18 protein-coding genes and 1 pseudogene are annotated in these 15707 nt (G+C 71.3%); 6 read left to right on the top strand and 13 right to left on the bottom strand.

Going from position 1 to position 15707, the window contains the following annotated elements; genetic code table 11:
• Positions 1–283: 283 nt before the first annotated feature.
• Positions 284–1756 (bottom strand): FadR/GntR family transcriptional regulator, encoded by a 1473-nt coding sequence (locus OHT76_RS38355; RefSeq protein ID WP_328875477.1) that lies wholly within the window; start codon positions 1754–1756, stop codon positions 284–286.
• 151 nt (positions 1757–1907) lie between these two features.
• Between OHT76_RS38355 and OHT76_RS38350 the strand changes: the two genes are divergently transcribed.
• Positions 1908–2978, top strand: a complete 1071-nt coding sequence (locus tag OHT76_RS38350; RefSeq protein WP_328875476.1) for an aldehyde dehydrogenase family protein — start codon at positions 1908–1910, stop codon at positions 2976–2978.
• A 253-nt stretch (positions 2979–3231) separates the two neighbouring features.
• On the opposite strand, the gene OHT76_RS38345 is transcribed toward OHT76_RS38350, so the two are convergent.
• Positions 3232–3582 carry a DoxX family protein gene (locus OHT76_RS38345; RefSeq protein WP_328875475.1) on the bottom strand — a complete coding sequence of 117 codons (351 nt, stop codon included), beginning with the start codon at positions 3580–3582 and terminating at the stop codon, positions 3232–3234.
• A gap of 143 nt (positions 3583–3725) precedes the next feature.
• Here OHT76_RS38345 and OHT76_RS38340 point away from each other — a divergent pair, with 143 nt between their 5' ends.
• On the top strand, positions 3726–4253 hold the full coding sequence (locus OHT76_RS38340; protein ID WP_328875474.1) for a MarR family winged helix-turn-helix transcriptional regulator: 528 nt from the start codon (positions 3726–3728) through the stop codon (positions 4251–4253).
• Here the strand turns inward: OHT76_RS38340 and OHT76_RS38335 are convergent.
• The 11 genes and pseudogenes from OHT76_RS38335 to mftA form a co-directional block, all read right to left on the bottom strand.
• Entirely contained in the window at positions 4185–4886 is a 702-nt protein-coding gene (locus OHT76_RS38335; RefSeq protein WP_328875473.1) for a hypothetical protein, read from the bottom strand. The two genes, OHT76_RS38340 and OHT76_RS38335, sit on opposite strands and share 69 nt — an antisense overlap.
• A 29-nt stretch (positions 4887–4915) precedes the next feature.
• Positions 4916–5476 (bottom strand): flavin reductase family protein, encoded by a 561-nt coding sequence (locus OHT76_RS38330; protein WP_328875472.1) that lies wholly within the window; start codon positions 5474–5476, stop codon positions 4916–4918.
• An 8-nt stretch (positions 5477–5484) separates the two neighbouring features.
• Positions 5485–5634: a hypothetical protein gene (locus tag OHT76_RS38325; protein ID WP_328876725.1), complete on the bottom strand. Its 150-nt coding sequence runs from the start codon at positions 5632–5634 to the stop codon at positions 5485–5487.
• Complete coding sequence (locus tag OHT76_RS38320; RefSeq protein ID WP_328875471.1) at positions 5571–6665, bottom strand: hydroxylase; 1095 nt, start codon at positions 6663–6665, stop codon at positions 5571–5573. Before OHT76_RS38320 ends, OHT76_RS38325 begins: the two co-directional genes overlap by 64 nt.
• A gap of 241 nt (positions 6666–6906) precedes the next feature.
• Entirely contained in the window at positions 6907–8292 is a 1386-nt protein-coding gene (mftF, locus tag OHT76_RS38315; protein ID WP_328875470.1) for a mycofactocin biosynthesis glycosyltransferase MftF, read from the bottom strand.
• Positions 8289–9023, bottom strand: a complete 735-nt coding sequence (gene mftE, locus OHT76_RS38310) for a mycofactocin biosynthesis peptidyl-dipeptidase MftE (protein WP_328876724.1) — start codon at positions 9021–9023, stop codon at positions 8289–8291. Before mftE ends, mftF begins: the two co-directional genes overlap by 4 nt.
• Before the next feature lie 2 nt (positions 9024–9025).
• On the bottom strand, positions 9026–9601 hold the full coding sequence (locus OHT76_RS38305) for an alpha-hydroxy-acid oxidizing protein (protein WP_328875469.1): 576 nt from the start codon (positions 9599–9601) through the stop codon (positions 9026–9028).
• A gap of 148 nt (positions 9602–9749) precedes the next feature.
• Positions 9750–10238, bottom strand: a pseudogene (locus OHT76_RS38300) (alpha-hydroxy-acid oxidizing protein); the annotation flags it as partial.
• Positions 10231–11436, bottom strand: coding sequence for a mycofactocin radical SAM maturase (mftC, locus tag OHT76_RS38295; RefSeq protein WP_328875468.1), 1206 nt, complete (start codon positions 11434–11436; stop codon positions 10231–10233). The gene mftC and the pseudogene OHT76_RS38300, both read right to left, overlap by 8 nt.
• On the bottom strand, positions 11433–11708 hold the full coding sequence (gene mftB / locus OHT76_RS38290; RefSeq protein WP_328875467.1) for a mycofactocin biosynthesis chaperone MftB: 276 nt from the start codon (positions 11706–11708) through the stop codon (positions 11433–11435). The genes mftC and mftB overlap by 4 nt, the downstream gene beginning before the upstream one ends.
• Before the next feature lie 10 nt (positions 11709–11718).
• A complete protein-coding gene (gene mftA, locus OHT76_RS38285) occupies positions 11719–11859 on the bottom strand; it encodes a mycofactocin precursor MftA (protein ID WP_328875466.1) in 141 nt (46 codons plus the stop codon).
• 154 nt (positions 11860–12013) lie between these two features.
• Here mftA and mftG point away from each other — a divergent pair, with 154 nt between their 5' ends.
• The 4 genes from mftG (at position 12014) to OHT76_RS38265 (ending at position 15621) form a co-directional block, all read left to right on the top strand.
• Positions 12014–13588 (top strand): mycofactocin dehydrogenase MftG, encoded by a 1575-nt coding sequence (gene mftG / locus OHT76_RS38280; RefSeq protein ID WP_328875465.1) that lies wholly within the window; start codon positions 12014–12016, stop codon positions 13586–13588.
• A gap of 254 nt (positions 13589–13842) precedes the next feature.
• Positions 13843–14025 (top strand): hypothetical protein, encoded by a 183-nt coding sequence (locus tag OHT76_RS38275; protein ID WP_328875464.1) that lies wholly within the window; start codon positions 13843–13845, stop codon positions 14023–14025.
• Between the two features lie 88 nt (positions 14026–14113).
• Entirely contained in the window at positions 14114–14362 is a 249-nt protein-coding gene (locus OHT76_RS38270; protein WP_328875463.1) for a hypothetical protein, read from the top strand.
• 5 nt (positions 14363–14367) lie between these two features.
• On the top strand, positions 14368–15621 hold the full coding sequence (locus OHT76_RS38265; RefSeq protein WP_328875462.1) for a sensor histidine kinase: 1254 nt from the start codon (positions 14368–14370) through the stop codon (positions 15619–15621).
• Positions 15622–15707: the final 86 nt, after the last annotated feature.

Here is a 15707-nt window from a genome sequence, read left to right as displayed (position 1 = left end):
CGGATGGCCGGAAAACCGTCATGTCCGGTTCGGCGGGAGGCCGCGCGGAACAGGACCTGCCTCGGCGGGCACCTCACCGCGCGGCCGACCCAACCTCGTGGCTCACCGCCCATCGCCGCCTCGCCCGGGACTACGAACACCGGGAGCACTTCGCGGGCGATGAAGTCACGGACCAGGAGACGGAAGTCCTCATGGTCCTGTTCGAACAGGGTCCGGCGCATCGAATCTCCTTCGATCGGGACCTTATTGAGTATACGTAATTAGACCGCTCGGTCCAGGGTGATCAGTGCCACCAGGGAATGAGGGCATCCAAATGCCGTCGCATCCGGTGGCGGGCGACCCCGGCGTCGCCCTGGACGATCGCGTCGAGGATGCGCTGGTGGACGTGCTGGACCTCGTCGGCCGCCGTGTCTCCGGGCAGCGGCCGGTCGTGGCCGGACGCGTGCCGGCGGAACAGCTCGGTGATGATGGCGAGGAAGAGCGACAGGACCGGATTGTCGGCCAGGGCCGCCAGTTCGGAGTGGAACAGGTCGGCCTTACGGGAGTCGTCGGCCGGACCCTCAGTGGTCCAGCGGACGGCCTTCGCGAGGCGCTCGGCAACCTCCGTGTCGCCCGCCGCGTGCCGCGCGGTCACCCTGGCGACGATGCCGAGTTCGATGGCGTTGCGGACGATCCGCAGGTCGTCGGCCGTGACGCCCTGGTACTCCAGGAAGAGCGCCATGGTGTCGATGCTGGCCTGCGGCTCGGGCTCGGTGACGACCAGTCCGCCGCCGGGACCGCGGCGCATTCGGGCGACCGAGTGGTACTCCAGCAGCCGTACGGCCTCCCGCAGGACGGCCCGGCTGATCTCGTAGCGGGCCAGCAGATCCGTCTCCGAACCGAGAACCATGCCGGTCTGCCAGCCCCGCGCGGCGATGTCGTCGTGGATGCGGGCGGCCACGACTTCGGCGAGCTTGGCCCGCGGGCCTTCGACCAGCTCGGGTTCGACCACGTTCCCCGAGATCCGCTGCCCGCGGCGCACCCGGTGCTTCTCGATCCAGGCGGCCACCGACTCCAGATGCGCGGTGAGCTCGGTCTGCGCACGTGCTCCGTCATCGGCGATGACCGCGTCGACAACGGCGCGGTGCTCGCGGTGCGAGGTCTCCTTCGCCGCATGCATCTCCGTCTTGGAGATACGCCGGGAGGTGTGCGCGTACCGGGCGGTGAGGCGGGTGAGCACATCGATGAACAGGTGCAGCACCGGATTTCCCGACAACTGGCCGAGCACCGGGTGGAGTGGGTCCTGCGAGTGGACCGACGGGTCGTCCCAGTGGCCGAGTTCGGATTCGAGCGTGGCACGGAGGGTGGCGATGCCCTCCTCGGTGATCCGGTCGGCGGCAAGTCCGGCGGCGATCGGTTCGAGGAGCTGGCGGGCCTGGAGCAGGTCCGTGACGCTGGTGCCGACGTACTCCAGGTAGATCACCATGGCCCGGGTCGCGGGTCCCGCGTCGGGGGCGCAGACGATGAGGCCGCCGCCCGGGCCGCGCCGCATCCTGGCCACCTGGTGATGCTCGACCAGCCGTACCGCCTCGCGCAGCACCGCACGGCTCACCCCGAGTTGCTCCCGCAGGTCCACCTCGGAGCCCAGCGACTCACCGACGGGCCAGCCCTGGCGGATCACGGTCGCCTCGATGCGCCGCGCGGTCTGCGCGGCCAGCTTGCCGACCGGGATGCCGGTCTCGCCGTCGGCGGGCTCGCGGTCGACGGCAGTCGCCATGGGCCAACTCCTCTGAGGGGATATTGCGGATCCCCAGTCTATTCGCCACCGAGGCAGGAGGCGTGCGAGCCCTCTGGCAACAGGACCAGTCGCCCGATTAGAGTACCCTCATTTAGAGATCGCTTGCATGAGGACCAAGGAGCCGGCAGCGATGCGACTGGAGCCCACACCCGAACTCGTAGCGTTCCGGAGGAAAGTGCGCGCCTTCGTTGCGGAGCACGCGCCCGGCGTCAAGACACACTCCGGGGTGCGCGCACCCGAGCTGACGCTCATGCCGGCGATCCGGGAGTGGACCGCGAAGCTGTACGACGCGGGTCTCCTCGGGATCGACTGGCCCGCCGAGTACGGCGGCCGGCCCGACGCCCACCCGCTCGAACCGTCCGTGGTCGCCGAGGAGATCGCCCGCGCCCGCACCTGGCCGCCCGTCGGCGCCGCCTCCCTCGCTTCGGCAGCCCTCCTCGACTTCGGCACCGACGAACAGCGGGCGCGCTTCCTGCCCCGCATCCGCACCTGCGAGGACGTGTGGTGCCAGCTGTTCAGCGAGCCGGAGGCGGGCAGCGACCTGGCGGCGCTGCGCACCCGTGCGCGCCGTGAGGGCGAGGGCGACGACGCGGTCTTCGTCGTCGACGGCCAGAAGGTGTGGACGACCAACGGCCACCATGCCGACATGGGTTACCTGCTCGCGCGCACCGACCCCGACGCCCCGAAGCACAAGGGCATCACGGCGCTCGTAGTGGACATGCGCAGCCCGGGCGTCGAGGTCCGGCCGTTGCGCGAGATCACCGGGACCACCGACTTCAACGAGGTCTTCCTCGACGGTGTCCGGATCCCGGCCGCGAACGTGATCGGCCGGGTGAACGACGGCTGGCGGGTGGCGATGAGCAGCCTCGGCCGGGAGCGTTCCGGGGTGGCCGCGCGCGGTGTCGAGCTGTTCGCTGCGCTGGAGGACCTGGTGCGGCTCGCGGAGGAGGAGGCGGTACGGATCGCGAACGACAGCCCGTACGGTCTGTCCGCGGCCGTCTGGAGCGCCGACACGGTGACCGCGTACGAGATCGCGTCCCGCATCCGGACCGGTGGCGTCGTCCTGAACGGCGGCACCGCGGGGGTGAACCCCCGGGCAGCGTTCGGCGGGTACAAGCAGAGCGGACTCGGCCGCGAGTGGGGCGAATTCGGGCTCGACGAGTATCTGCAGACCAAGACGGTCAGCTGGGCGGCACGCTGATCCGCGTGCCGCCCGGCGGTCTCTACCGGCAGAGGCGGCCCACCAACGCCGATGTTGGACATGACCTCCCACCTCGACCTCGCCGCAGCGGCCACGGTGCCTGACCCCCGCACGATGCCCGAGGCGGAAACCGCAAGGTCGGCGGTAGAAAGTGCAGCCGGCTCGGCGTCCTGAGGCCGCTACCCGCGGGAGTACCCGCGCGTAGCGGCCCGGCGCCTTCTTGCCCGCGTCCGATCGCGATCGTGGAGGACCCTCAGACCGTTGCGAGGCCCAGCACCAGCGGCGCTGCGGAAACGATCATAATGACGGCCGGCGTGCCGACCCCCTTCTTGTCGCCCGCCCGGACGTGCGTGATCACGGCGCCCAGGAAGTAGAGGACGACGCCGATCGCCGCCGCGATGCCCAGCGGCCGGTAGGCGATGCCGGCGAGCAGCCCCAGCGCGCCCGCGATCTTGACGAGGCCGAGCGGCAGCAACCAGCTGTCGGGCACCCCGACCGCCTTGAGCCCTTCCGTGATCTTCGGGTCGCGGGTGATGTCGCCACGGGCGGACACGAGCAACAGCAGGGACAGCAGGACGGCGAGGACGACATACGCGATGAACACGGAGAACTCCAGAGGGGGAAACGGGGACGGGACCGCCGATCGGTCCACGAACGCGGCGCGGCAAACGATGAGCCGCAGCGGATAATGTAAGTGCTTCAACGATTAATGACAACCGATCATCCCCGGCTTGCTATGGTCGAGCCATGGCACGACGACCCGGCGGCACCGCCCCCGCCACCAGCACTCCCGTCAGCTCCCCCGGCGACGACGCCTGCGAATCCGCCGGCCCGGAGTCCCGCCTCTCTCTGCTCCTGGCGCGGCACGGTGGCGTCACCGAGGCCTGGATCCGTGAGGCGCTCACCGCCTCCGGGGTCACCCCCCGCCACGCCATCGTGCTCATGCACCTCGACGGCGGTCAGCTCGGCCAGCGCGACCTCGGCGCCCGGCTGAGCGTGGACCCCAGCGTCCTGGTCGCTCTGCTCAACGCGCTGGAGGACCGTGACCTGGTGCGACGGCGCCGGGACCCAGCCGACCGCCGCCGTCACATTGTCGAGATCACCGAAGCGGGCGCGGCTGCCGTCACCAAACTTGACGCCGCCATCGGCCGCGTCGAGGACGAGCTCTTCGCCGACCTCAACCCGCAGGAGCGCGACACCCTGCACTCACTCCTGGCCCGCGTCCGCACCGCCCACGGCGGCGCCTGCGATGCCGCGCCGAGCACGGACTGCTGAATACGCGCATGTGCCCGGTCGGACCGATTCGACGGCGATGCCGAGAGACAATCGGTTGAGGAAGACGAAGGCGCCCGGGATGAGCAGCACCCCCAGCACCATGCTGAGCCAGCCGTACCAGCGGGGGAAGACCGGCTTGGCGCGCTTGTGATCGATGAACGACATGTACCCGATCGACCAGACCTGCAGCACGAAGATGCAGGCGTTGCCCACGAACATCAGCCAGAAGGTGTCGGTCATCGCGGACAGCACGTCGGGAGAGTGGATCTCCGGTCGGTAAGCCGCGGCAGCGAGGATCGCGAGCGGGAAGAAGAACCCGAGCGGGGCGACCACGCCCGTGGTGAGCTGGATCATGGAGAGCAGGCCCCAGCCGCCCTCGACACGGCGCATCTGCATGCTCGTCACGACGACGTACGGGTATTCGAACGGGACGAGCAGGACCATCAGGGCGACACAGGTGAGGATGCCGGTGCGGTGGTCCTTGAGGAAGGCGACGATGTCCTCGGGGCTCTCCGTCGGACTCATCGGCGGGGTGAGGTGACCCACGGCGAAGGCGGCGAAGAATCCCACGAACAGGATGACTCCGCACCACGCCGACCAGCGCTGCAATCTTATGTAGAGGTCGTTCTTCATCTGCGGCTCCGTTTTCTGCAGGCCGGTGTCTACCGGCCGATCTCGTCCCAGCCGACGAGCCTGTCGAGCAGCTGCGCCGCGTTCGACAGGTAGTCGCCGTACCCGCCCCGGAAGAACAGCAGCGGGGTCTTCAACGACTCGACGCGCAGGTCATGGACCCGCCCGACGACCAACAAGTGATCACCGATCTCGACGATCTGCTCCACCGTGCAGTCGACCCACGCGACGATTCCGTCAAGGACGGGATTGCCCAGGGGGGACGCCTGCCAGGTGGTGCCCTCGAACCGCTGACCGGCCGGACCGGTCGCCAGCTTCCGCGACAGCCGTTCCTGGTTGCCCGCGAGCGCGTTGGCGCAGAACCGGCCCGCGGCCCTGATCGTCCGCAGGGTCGTGGAGGAGCGGTCCGCCAGGAAGGACACCAGCGGCGGGTCCAGTGACACGGACGTGAAGGTGCCGACGATCATGCCGTGCGGCCGTTCCTCGGCGTCCGTGGTGGTGACGGCGACCACGCTGGTGGGGAAGTTGCCAAGGACGTCGCGGAACTGCCGCCCGTCGATCGCGTCCACGTTCGCCGTCCGGGAGTGCGTCACGCCGTCGCTCATATCAGGATGCGCATCGGCTCGGGCAGCTCAAGTCCCATCTGCGCCAGGGCGTTGGCGTGGTACGCCGAGCCGGGGACGTGGATCATGTGCTGGAGTCCGACGTGGGCGTCCCGCCAGAACCGCTGGATCGGGTTGTTGCGGCGGATCGCGTTGCCGCCGGACCGCGCGAAGATCTCGTCCAGGGCAGAGACGGCCCACCAGCACAACGGACCTGATTGCGCCGTACGTTCGCCCGGTCCTCCAGGGTCACCGGCTGGCCGGCCTCGATCAGGTCGTACAACCGGCTGATGCCGTCGATGAGTTGGACCCTTGAGGCGGCGATCTCGGCGGCGGCCTCGCCGGCGGCGTAGAGGACGTACGGGTCGTCGCGCACCTGGACGCCGGTCACGGCGACCCGGTCCTTCTGCTGGGCCAGGTGGACGGCGAGCGCGCCCTCGCAGATGCCGATGACAGCGGCGGTGATGCCGAGCGGGAACATCGAGCTGAAGGGCAGCTTGTACAGCGTGTCGGTCAGCCCGACCGCCTCCGCGGCCGCGCCCTCCTGGACCGCCTCCTGCCTGATCGTGCGGTACTCGGGGATGAACGCCTTGTCGACGACGACGTCCTTGCTGCCGGTGCCCGCGAGGCCGATCACGTCCCAGGTGCCGTCGATGATCTCGTAGTCCGAGCGAGGCAGCACCACGTGCATGACCGTGATGGGCTCGGCGGGCTTGCCCCGGCCGTTCCCGACGAGCGCGCCGAGGAAGTCCCAGCGGCAGTGGTCGCTGCCCGAGGAGAACGGCCAGCGTCCGCTGAGGACATAGCCGCCGTCCACCGGCTCGGCGATGCCGTTGGGCATGTACGGCGAGGCGATCCAGGTGTCGGGGTCGTCGTCCCAGACCTCGTGCGCGAGCCGGGAATCCATCTGCGCCAGCTCCCAGGGGTGCACCCCGACGACACCGCACACCCAGCCCGCGGCTCCGTCATGCCGCGCGACCGCCATCACGGCTGCCGCGAAGTCCCGGGGATGAGCGCCGAATCCGCCGAACTCCTTGGGCTGCAGGAGCCGGATGACCCCCGCGGAACGGACCAGTTCGACGGTCCTGTCGCTCAACTTGCCGAGTGACTCGTTCTCGTCTGCGAGTGCGGCCAGTTCGGCACCCAGCTCCTCGACACGGCCGACCACTTCATGCGTCACGCCGCACACCTCCTGGTGACTCATCCATCGCATGTGCCGCGCGTTGTCGGCGGCGGGATGGTGACAGTGTCGGGGCGTGGGACCAGCACCCGCTGACCGCTTTCCGCTGACCGGGACAGGGCGCTCCGCTGGGAGGGCCGCGGTCGTCTGCGGGTGTTCTTTGGCTGGTCGCGCAGTTCCCCGCGCTCCTTCGGGGCGCTGCCCTACCGCAGCTGACTTCGCCAGGGTCGCCCAGGCCGCTTCAGCGCGTGACTCGGGGGCGTAGCGCGGCGACGGAGCGGGCCTTCAGGGCCGAGAACCATACGCCGGCCCCGTAGGCGAGGTCGTCCAGGCGGCGGGCGATGCCGTAGCGGAGGGGATCCAGAGGGGTGCGATCGCGCCGGTATTCAAGTGCGATGTCGGCCAAAGCGGCGACCGCCGTGGCCCTGCGCAATCGGCGGGAGCCCATGCAGCCGACGACCGCCAGCGGCCACCAGTGGCGGGTCAGCAGCGCGGAGGTCTGGGCCAGGGTGCCGAGCGCGCCGTTGGCGGTGAGACGCGCGGCCAGGCGGTACGGGTGACGGGTGCCGTCGAGCTTGCGGGCGATGCGCACGGTGACGACGCCGAGGACGGCCCACGCGGCCGGAACCGACCAGCGCCGCTGGGCGAGCAGCGCGACGGCGAACGCCGTGCTCCACGGGGCGAAAACAGCGGGGGCGATGAACTCGGGGTGCCGCTGGGCGAGGGGCTGGGCCCCGGTGCCGTACACGGCCTTGCGCAGGAACCAGTCCCCTACGCGCACGCGATGCTCGTGAGCGGCCCGGACAGCGGGCTCGTACCGCACGCGTCGGCCCGCCTCTACGATCCGCCAGCACAGGTCGACGTCCTCCCCGACCCTCATGCCCTCGTCGAAGCCTTCCGCCAGCGCGTCGACCCGCGCCACGACGCAGGCCGAGGAGGCCCAGGAGACGGGGGTGCCGGGGCGCACCGAGGCGGGGTGGGCGCCGAGGTCGAGCGAGGACCGGGCGTTCTCGTACCGTTCGATCCAGGTCGTGGCGGCGGTGAGCAGACCGGTGATGCGGGGGACGGCCATGGCGACCCGGGGGTCGGCGAAGTGCCTCAGCAAAGTCGGAACCGTGTCGGGGTCCAGCACGATGTCGGAGTCGGCGAAGACCACGTACGGGGTGGTGACGAGACGGAGCCCGGCGTTGCGCGCGCCGGCGGGGCCGACGTTGGCGGCCAGAGCGACCAGCCGGGCACCGTGCTGGGCGGCGACGGCGGCCACCGCCGCCGGGTGCCGTGAGGCGTCGTCGACCACGATCACGGGAGGGTCCGCGCCGATGCTCCGCAGCAGACGGTCCAGTTGACGCGGACGGTCCCGGACCGGCACCACGACCGTGTAGCGGGGATCGTCGGGCGCCGGGAGCGAGGCGGCGACGGGGTGGGCCATGCCGCACTCCAGCAGCCGGTCCGCGAGAAGCGCGCCCGCCGCGTCCCGTACCGGGAGGGTCCGGTCGACGAGGAGCCGCCGGGCCCGCGGGGTCAGCCGCAGCAGCCGGGTCGGGAACCCGCCGAGGAGCGCCCGGCCGCCGTCGACCACGCGCGTGTGGCGGTCGAGTTCGACCACGAAGCCGAGAGGAAGCGTCATCGGCGTACGACCCTCGGGTGTGCCGGATCGGCGAGGCGGCCCCGGCCGTCAACGGTCCACGCGGTGATCCGGCGGACCGTGGCGGACACCATCGACTCCATCGCCCGGCGGCCCTCCTCGGCCGAGGCCCCGGCGGGGTCGCCGAGTACGCCCGTGGGCGAGACGGCGCGGACACCGCGGGCTATCAGGTCCGGCAGGAGGACGGCCAGCGGTCGGGTGTCACCGGCGACGGCGGCGTCCAGTCGTACGCGTTCCGGTGCCAGGTGCAGCAGTACGGAGGTCTCCGTACTGCCGGCGTGCGCGTCGCCGCCGGGTACCTCGCAGCCGGTCCAGGCGACGTCGTGGCCCTCGGCACGCAGTAGTCCGAGGGCCGTGTCGAGGGTGGCGGTGTTGCCGCCGTGCCCGTTGACGAAGACGACGCGGCCCGCCCACAGGGACAGCGAGCGAGCCAGCTCCACAATCACCGCGAGCAGCGCTTCGTGCCCGATCGAGACGGTCCCCGGGAAGTGCGCGTGTTCTCCGCTGGCGCCGTACGCCATCGGCGGTGCCACGAGTGTTCGCGGGGCCAGCGCCTCCGCCGCCGTTCGCGCCACGGCGCGCGCAATCACCGTGTCCGTGTCGAGCGGCAGATGCGGGCCGTGCTGCTCCGTGGACCCGACCGGCACCAGGACGAGCGCACCGGACGGGACAGCCGGCCAGACGGCGTCGGCCAGGGCTCGAAGCGCGGCCATGGTCAGGCGACCGGTGCGGGGCGGGCCGTTGGTATGTCCCCGCCGCCCAAGGTCAGTGCGAAGCCCGGCGGTATCACCAGGTCCTCGGGCCCCAACTCGTGCACGGACGAGTGCCCGAGGCCCAGGACCGCCGAGTCGAGCCCGCCGCGCAGGATGTCCAGCACGTTCTCGACACCGGCCTGTCCGTTCGCCGCCAGACCCCAGAGGTAGGCGCGGCCGATCAGGACGGCGCGGGCGCCGAGGGCGAGCGCCTTCGCCACGTCGCCGCCGCGCCGGACACCGCCGTCCAGCAGGACCTCGATCTGGTTGCCGACCGCCTCCGCGATGGAGGGGAGGACGCGGATGGTGGCGGGGGTGGTGTCCAGGTTGTTGCCGCCGTGGTTGGAGACGGACAGGGCCGTCACCCCTGCGTCGACGGCCCGCTTGGCGTCGTCGACCCGGGTCACCCCCTTGAGGAGGAAGGGGCCGCCCCATTCCTCGCACAGCCACTTGACGTCCTCCCAGGTCGGGGGCGTGGTCTGCATCCACTCGCCGTAGGCGCCGAAGAAGGTGGGCGCCGTGCCGCCGGGAACGCTCATGTTGGGCACGGTGAGGTCGGGGAGGCGGCCGGATCTGGCGTATTTCCACAGCCAGGCGGGCCGGGGGCAGCACGTCGGGCGCGAACCGCAGAGCGGTCTTGAGGTCGAGCTTGTCGGGGACGGCCGGGCTGCCCCAGTCGCGGCCGTGGGAGAAGGACCAGTCGAGGGTGACGATGAGCGCCTTGGCCCCGGCGGCCCTGGCCCGGTCCATACGTCGTGCCATCGCCTCGCGGGTGCCGCTCCAGTACAGCTGGAAGAAGAAGTCCGGCTGGGCGTCGGCCACTTCCTCGACCGGCCTGCTCGCGAACGAACTCAGCCCCATGACGACGCCCCGGCTCGCGGCGGCCCGGGCCACGGCCACCTCCCCGTCGGGGTCGACGGCCTGCACGCCGGTCGGCGAGATGAGCACAGGCAGCGCGGTGGGCACGCCCAGGACGGTCGTGGACAGGTCCCGCTCGGCGTGGTGGCCGACGACCCGTGGGGCGAAGCCCAGTTCGGCGAAGGCCGCCAGGTTGGCGTCGATCGTACGGCCGCGCTCCGAGCCAGCGACGAGCGCGCCGTACACCGAGCTCGGCAACCGCTTCCGGGCCCTGCGCTGTGCTTCCGCGACCGTCTCGAACCAGGGGTTCCTAGGCATGTGCCGCGTCCTTTCCGGTCGGCGTCAGATCCAGCCCGGCCAGCGGGTTCTCGTCGCAGTCGCCCATCGGTGGCCGGCGGGTGAGGACGAGATCCACGGTCCTGCGGGAGTGGTCACCGGACGGTTTGGGCACCCGGGTTCCGTCGCGGTGGGCCAACAGCTTCTCGCCGTGTCCCTGCACGCACTCGGGGTCGGGGCCGTCCAGCGGAAGCCCGGTGAAGAACTTCGCGGCCATGCAGCCGCCCTTGCAGGTGTCGTAGGACGCGCAGGAAGCGCAGGCTCCGCCGTGCTGCGGGGTGCGCAGCCGCCGGAACAGCTCGGAGCCGCGCCATACTCCCGAGAAGCCGCCCGGCTCGCGGACGTTCCCGGCGAGGAACTCCTCGTGGATGGCGAACGGGCAGGCGTACACGTCGCCGACCGGGTCGATGAGGCAGATGACGCGTCCGGCGCCGCACAGGTTGAGGCCCGGCAGTGCCTGACCGTAGGCGGACAGGTGGAAGAAGGAGTCCCCGGTCAGCACGTTCTCACCATGGGCGAGCAGCCAGTCGTACAGCTCGCGTTGCTGCGCGGCCGTGGGGTGCAGGTCGTCCCAGACATCGGCGCCGCGTCCGGAGGGGCGCAGCCGGGTCAGGCGCAACTGGGCGCCGAAGCGGTCGGTGAGGGCCTTGAAGTCGTCCAGCTGGGGGATGTTGTGCCGGGTACAGACCACGGAGATCTTGAAGTTGCTCATTCCGGCGGCGGCGAGATTCCCCAGCGCGCGCAGCGCCGTCGCGTACGAACCGCGCCCGCGCACCGCGTCGTTGACCTCTGCGGTCGCGCCGTCGAGCGAGATCTGGACGTCCACGTAGTCGTTGCGGGCGAGACGCTCGGCGGCTTCGGGAGTGATCCGGACGCCGTTGGTGGAGAACTTCACTCCCACGTGGTGTGCCGTGGCGTAGTCCAGGAGCTCCCAGAAGTCGGCGCGGACGGTGGGCTCGCCGCCGCCGATGTTGACGTAGAAGACCTGCATGGCCTCCAGTTCGTCGATGACGGCCTTGGCCTCCTCGGTGCTCAGCTCGCGGGGGTCGCGTCGGCCGGAGCTGGGCAGGCAGTGGGCGCAGGCCAGGTTGCAGGCGTAGGTCAGTTCCCAGGTGAGGCAGATCGGCGCGTCGAGTCCGTACTCGAACAGGTCGACCAACCGGGACGTGGTGGTGGTCATGAGGCCCTTCCTACGACCATCGACGACTCGGCGAGCGCGGCCAACGCCCGCCCGTACCGGGGCAGTTCGGCTTCGCCGATGTCGGCGGCCCGGCAGGCGGCACGGGCCGTGGGCGCGTCGGCGAGGGCCTGGACGACGGCCAGCAGGCGGCGGTCCTTGAGGAACGTGAGCTTGCGCGTGCCGAAGTGGTGGAGCAGCGCGCCGAAGGGTTCCGGCCGCACCGAGACCTGTGGGTGCAGGTCCCGGGCGCGGTCGAGGTCCATGCCTGTCATCCGGCGACTCCTAGTAGACGCCGCACATGCCGTCGATGGAGATCTCCTCCAGGAGATCCTCGGCTTCGATCAGCGAAGCCGTGGCCGCGCTCTGGTGGGCCTCGGCCTCGATGCCGGTCTCGTCGGACGGGGCGGAGTGGAGCTCGTTCATGCGACTCTCCCTGGGCATCCTGTGGCGCCGCGGTCACCCGACGCGTCTGGGGCGTCCGACGGTAGGTCACCGGTACGCCGAGCACAGCGGCCGGTCCCAGTGACCGGAACGGGCCGCCCCGCGCGGCGGTCACCGCGTTTTGAATCGCTTGCCCATGAAGCAGACCGAGCGCGGTTGCGGCCGGTTCCGCCGCCCGGACGTCATCGTGGTGGGCGCCGGGGGCAGCGGTGCCGCCCTCGCGGCGCGGCTCAGCGAGGACCCCGGCCGCACCGTGCTGGTGCTGGAAGCGGGCCCGGTGCCGCGTCACGCCTCGGCGTTCGCACCCGGGTTGCTGGACGCACGGCTCGTCCCCGGCGCCCGGCCCGGACACGCGGCCGTCCAGCCGTACGCCGTGCACCTCACTCCGACGCGTCCGTACACCGTGGTCCGGGGGCGCCTGCTCGGCGGCTCGACCACCGTCAACGGCGGGTACTTCGTCCGTGCCCGGCAAGGCGACTTCGACCGCTGGTCGGCGGTGGGCGGCGCGGCCTGGTCGTACGACGGGGTGCTGCCGTTTCTGCGCGCCCTGGAGACCGACCTGGACCACGGTGCCGGTCCGCTGCACGGCGACCGCGGGCCGGTGCCTGTCCGCCGCACGGAGCTTCATCACCCCGCCGCCGTCGCGCTCCGGGCGGCCGCTCACCGACTGGGCTTTCCCGAGGAGCCCGACAAGAACGCCCAGGACGCGCCGGGTTTCGGCCCGGTGCCGTCCAACGCCGTGGACGGAGTGCGCGTCAATACGGGCATGAGCTATCTGCTCGGCGGCTCCGGCCGTCCCAACCTCCGGGTGGAAGGGCACAGTACGGTCCTCAGGGTCGTCGTCGCACACGGCCGCGCGACCGGCGTGGTGGTCGAGCGGAGCGGGCGCCGCAGCGTGCTGTACGGCGGCGAAGTCGTGCTCTGCGCGGGGGCGTTCCACTCCCCTCACCTGCTGCACCTGTCGGGAATCGGGCCGCGCCACGAGCTGGAGGCCCTCGGTGTCCCCGTCGTCAGGGACGCTCCCGCGGTCGGGGCCCGCTTCGGCGACCATCCCCAAGTGGTCCTCGAATGGATGCCCCGGCTGTCCATGCCTGAGCCCACCGGCTCATGGTTCGGCGGCGCCCTGCACCTGTCCTCGTCCGACGGGGGCCACCCCGGCGACCTGGAGATCCTGCAGTCCCTCGTCCCCATGGCAGGACTGACGGGCGGGCAGGTGTCCGTTCCCGGCGCGCCCCTCGCCTTCCTCGTCTCCGTCCAGACACCGCGGCTGAGCGGCCGGATGCGCACCCGTTCCGCCGATCCCGCGACGCCTCCGAGCCTCGACTACGGCTATCTGTCGGCCGCGCGGGACCGGCGGCGCATGCGCGAAGCGGTGCGCGTCACCGCCGAGTTGGTCGGCACGAGTGACTTCGGGGAGGTCTCCGGCGGGCTCACGGAACCGGTGGCGGAGGTGCTGGACGACGACCGTCGGCTCGACCAGTGGATCCTCGGGCATCTCGGCACGTCCCACCACACCTGTGGCACGGTTCCCCTCGGCCCCGCCGACGATCCACGGTCGGCTGTCGACCCCTACGGACGGGTCCACGGCGTCCGCGGTCTGCGCGTCGCGGACACATCGATCCTGCCGACGCCTCCGTTGCGGGGCCCGGCGGCCACCGCTGTCCTCATCGGCGAACTCGTCGCCGACGCCATGCGGCGTGGCCTGACGTGAACCGGTGCGGGGCCGCGGCGGCTGTGCGGGCCGGCAGCGGCGTACGCGTAAAGGCCGAAGGCTCCGTATCCGGCTCCGAGTCAACGCCCGCACGGTGAACATCCCGGCCGGCGGAACGGTGTAGCCCGCTACACCACAGACCGGGGAGAGCACTCCCTCGTGGCGGCGGGCCGGTGACGGGATCGTTGAACTCACAAGGTCAACGGCTCCCCGTCGGGGAAGCCCCGGCCCGCTCTCCCCGAAAGGAAACTCCCATGAAGGCGCTGCTGTCGTCCCGGCCCGTGCTGTGGTTCCTCTTCCTGTTCAACCTCACCGTCGCCGTGGCCGCACCCCTCGTGGTCGACGGCACCCAGGGCTACCTCACCAGCGCCGGCATGGGCGTGGTCTCGCTCGGGGCGGGCATGGGCCTGCTCCGGAGCCGCACGCAGCGAGCCTGACACCTCCCTTGCGCACGCCAAGGCCGGCGACCGGACTCCCCCAGCCCGCCGCCGGCCGCGACATACCGGCCGACGTCGCCCCAGCGCCGTGTCACCCCTCCTCAGCGGTGAGCGGACGGGACCCGCGCACATCTACATCGACGCAACCGGCGTCGCCGTCAGCTTCTTCGAGGTCACGTCGGAGATCGTGGAGCACCACGAGCGGTTCGCCGAGCTGATCAGCCACCGGGTCCCGTTCACGGAGGCCGACGGTGCCTTGGAGCCGGCGATGACGCCGGGAGCGGGCGAGAAGGTCGTCGTCCCCACGCTCCATCCACACCACCCGAGACCCCCATGACCCCCATGCCTGCCTCGTTCCCCATGACCTCCGTCACCGACGCCGCACGACGGCGGTACGGCGACCACCCCCGTGTCACCGACGCGGTCGTCGCCGCCGCGCTCTTCGCCTGTTCCTTCCCCGGCAGCGTCATCACGCTCCCGGGCGATGACCTGCAGGTCCCTTGGTGGCCCGGCGTCCTCCTGACCGGGGTGTCCTGCGCGGTACTGATGTGGTGCCGTCGCCGTCCGCGCATCGCCGTGGCCGTGACCTTCGTCTGCGCGACGGCCATCGCCCTGCTCGGCTACCTCCTCACGGTGCTGCTGCTGGGGCCGCTCATGGTCGCGCTGTACTCGCTGGCCGTCGGCACCAACCGGAGGACGGCGAACACCTTCGCCTTCACCGGTATCGCCGTGCTGACGGCCACGGAGGCGCTCGCCGGTCCGGCCGGGGAACCCCCGCTGTTCAAGCTGCTCGGCCCTGCCGCCTGGCTGCTGCTGCCCACCTCGCTGGGCACCATGACCCGGCTGCGCGCCGCCTACCTGGACGCGGAGCGGGCCCGCGCCGAGCACGCGGAGCGCACCCGGGAGGAGGAGGCCCGGCGTCGTGTCGTGGAGGAGCGCATGCGCATCGCGCGCGACCTGCACGATGTCGTCGCCCACCACCTCGTCCTGGCCAACCTCCAGGCCGGCGCCGTCACCCGCGCCCTCCACGCCCGGCCCGACGAGGCCGAGCGCACAGCCGCAGCTCTCGCCGGCAGCACCTCCTCGGCCCTGCGTGAACTCAGAGCCACCGTCGGCCTGTTGCGCCACCACACCGACGAACCGGGCGGCACCGCGGGCAGCGCGGACACACCGCCCGAACCGACGCCCGGGCTGGACCGACTCCCCGAGCTGGCCGCCTCGTTCGGCGACGCCGGACTCGCGGTCACGGTCATCACCGAAGGTGATCCCCGGCCGCTCTCCGTCGGCACCGACCTCACGGCGTACCGCATCGTGCAGGAGGCGCTGACCAACGTCACCAAGCACGCCGCCACACATACCGCCGAGGTACGCCTCGTCCACTCCCCCCACCTGCTGACCGTCACCGTCACCAACGGCGGCGACGCGAAGCCCGCCTCCCCCACTGCGGACTGCGGCTACGGACTCGTCGGCATGCGCGAGCGGGTCCGTTCCGCAGGGGGTCACATCCGCATGGGACACCGCTCACAGGGAGGCTTCGAAGTCGTCACGGAACTGCCCGTGCAGTCGCCTGCCTCGGGCGCGACAGAACCGATCTGACGCGTCGGGCCGCGCCGCGTGCCCCGGACACATGAAGTTAACTTGCGTAAGTCAAGCAAGCTACATATGTTTGAGTAAGTCAAGCA

The sequence above is a fragment of the Streptomyces sp. NBC_00287 genome (assembly GCF_036173105.1).
Classification (GTDB): domain Bacteria; phylum Actinomycetota; class Actinomycetes; order Streptomycetales; family Streptomycetaceae; genus Streptomyces.
The sequence above is the reverse complement of the archived record's forward strand: the minus strand, read 5'-3'. Positions and strand labels throughout refer to the sequence as shown.

Coding starts and splice junctions, on each gene's coding strand:
- OHT76_RS38340 (WP_328875474.1), top strand. CDS start 3,726: ATGGCACGACGACCCGGCGGCACCGCCCCCGCCACCAGCACTCCCGTC.
- mftE (WP_328876724.1), bottom strand. CDS start 9,023: ATGGCCGCGCTTCGAGCCCTGGCCGACGCCGTCTGGCCGGCTGTCCCG.
- OHT76_RS38355 (WP_328875477.1), bottom strand. CDS start 1,756: ATGGCGACTGCCGTCGACCGCGAGCCCGCCGACGGCGAGACCGGCATC.
- mftA (WP_328875466.1), bottom strand. CDS start 11,859: ATGAACGAGCTCCACTCCGCCCCGTCCGACGAGACCGGCATCGAGGCC.
- OHT76_RS38350 (WP_328875476.1), top strand. CDS start 1,908: ATGCGACTGGAGCCCACACCCGAACTCGTAGCGTTCCGGAGGAAAGTG.
- mftF (WP_328875470.1), bottom strand. CDS start 8,292: ATGACGCTTCCTCTCGGCTTCGTGGTCGAACTCGACCGCCACACGCGC.
- OHT76_RS38305 (WP_328875469.1), bottom strand. CDS start 9,601: ATGAGCGTTCCCGGCGGCACGGCGCCCACCTTCTTCGGCGCCTACGGC.
- mftG (WP_328875465.1), top strand. CDS start 12,014: ATGAAGCAGACCGAGCGCGGTTGCGGCCGGTTCCGCCGCCCGGACGTC.
- OHT76_RS38335 (WP_328875473.1), bottom strand. CDS start 4,886: ATGAAGAACGACCTCTACATAAGATTGCAGCGCTGGTCGGCGTGGTGC.
- mftB (WP_328875467.1), bottom strand. CDS start 11,708: ATGACAGGCATGGACCTCGACCGCGCCCGGGACCTGCACCCACAGGTC.
- OHT76_RS38265 (WP_328875462.1), top strand. CDS start 14,368: ATGCCTGCCTCGTTCCCCATGACCTCCGTCACCGACGCCGCACGACGG.
- OHT76_RS38275 (WP_328875464.1), top strand. CDS start 13,843: ATGAAGGCGCTGCTGTCGTCCCGGCCCGTGCTGTGGTTCCTCTTCCTG.
- mftC (WP_328875468.1), bottom strand. CDS start 11,436: ATGACCACCACCACGTCCCGGTTGGTCGACCTGTTCGAGTACGGACTC.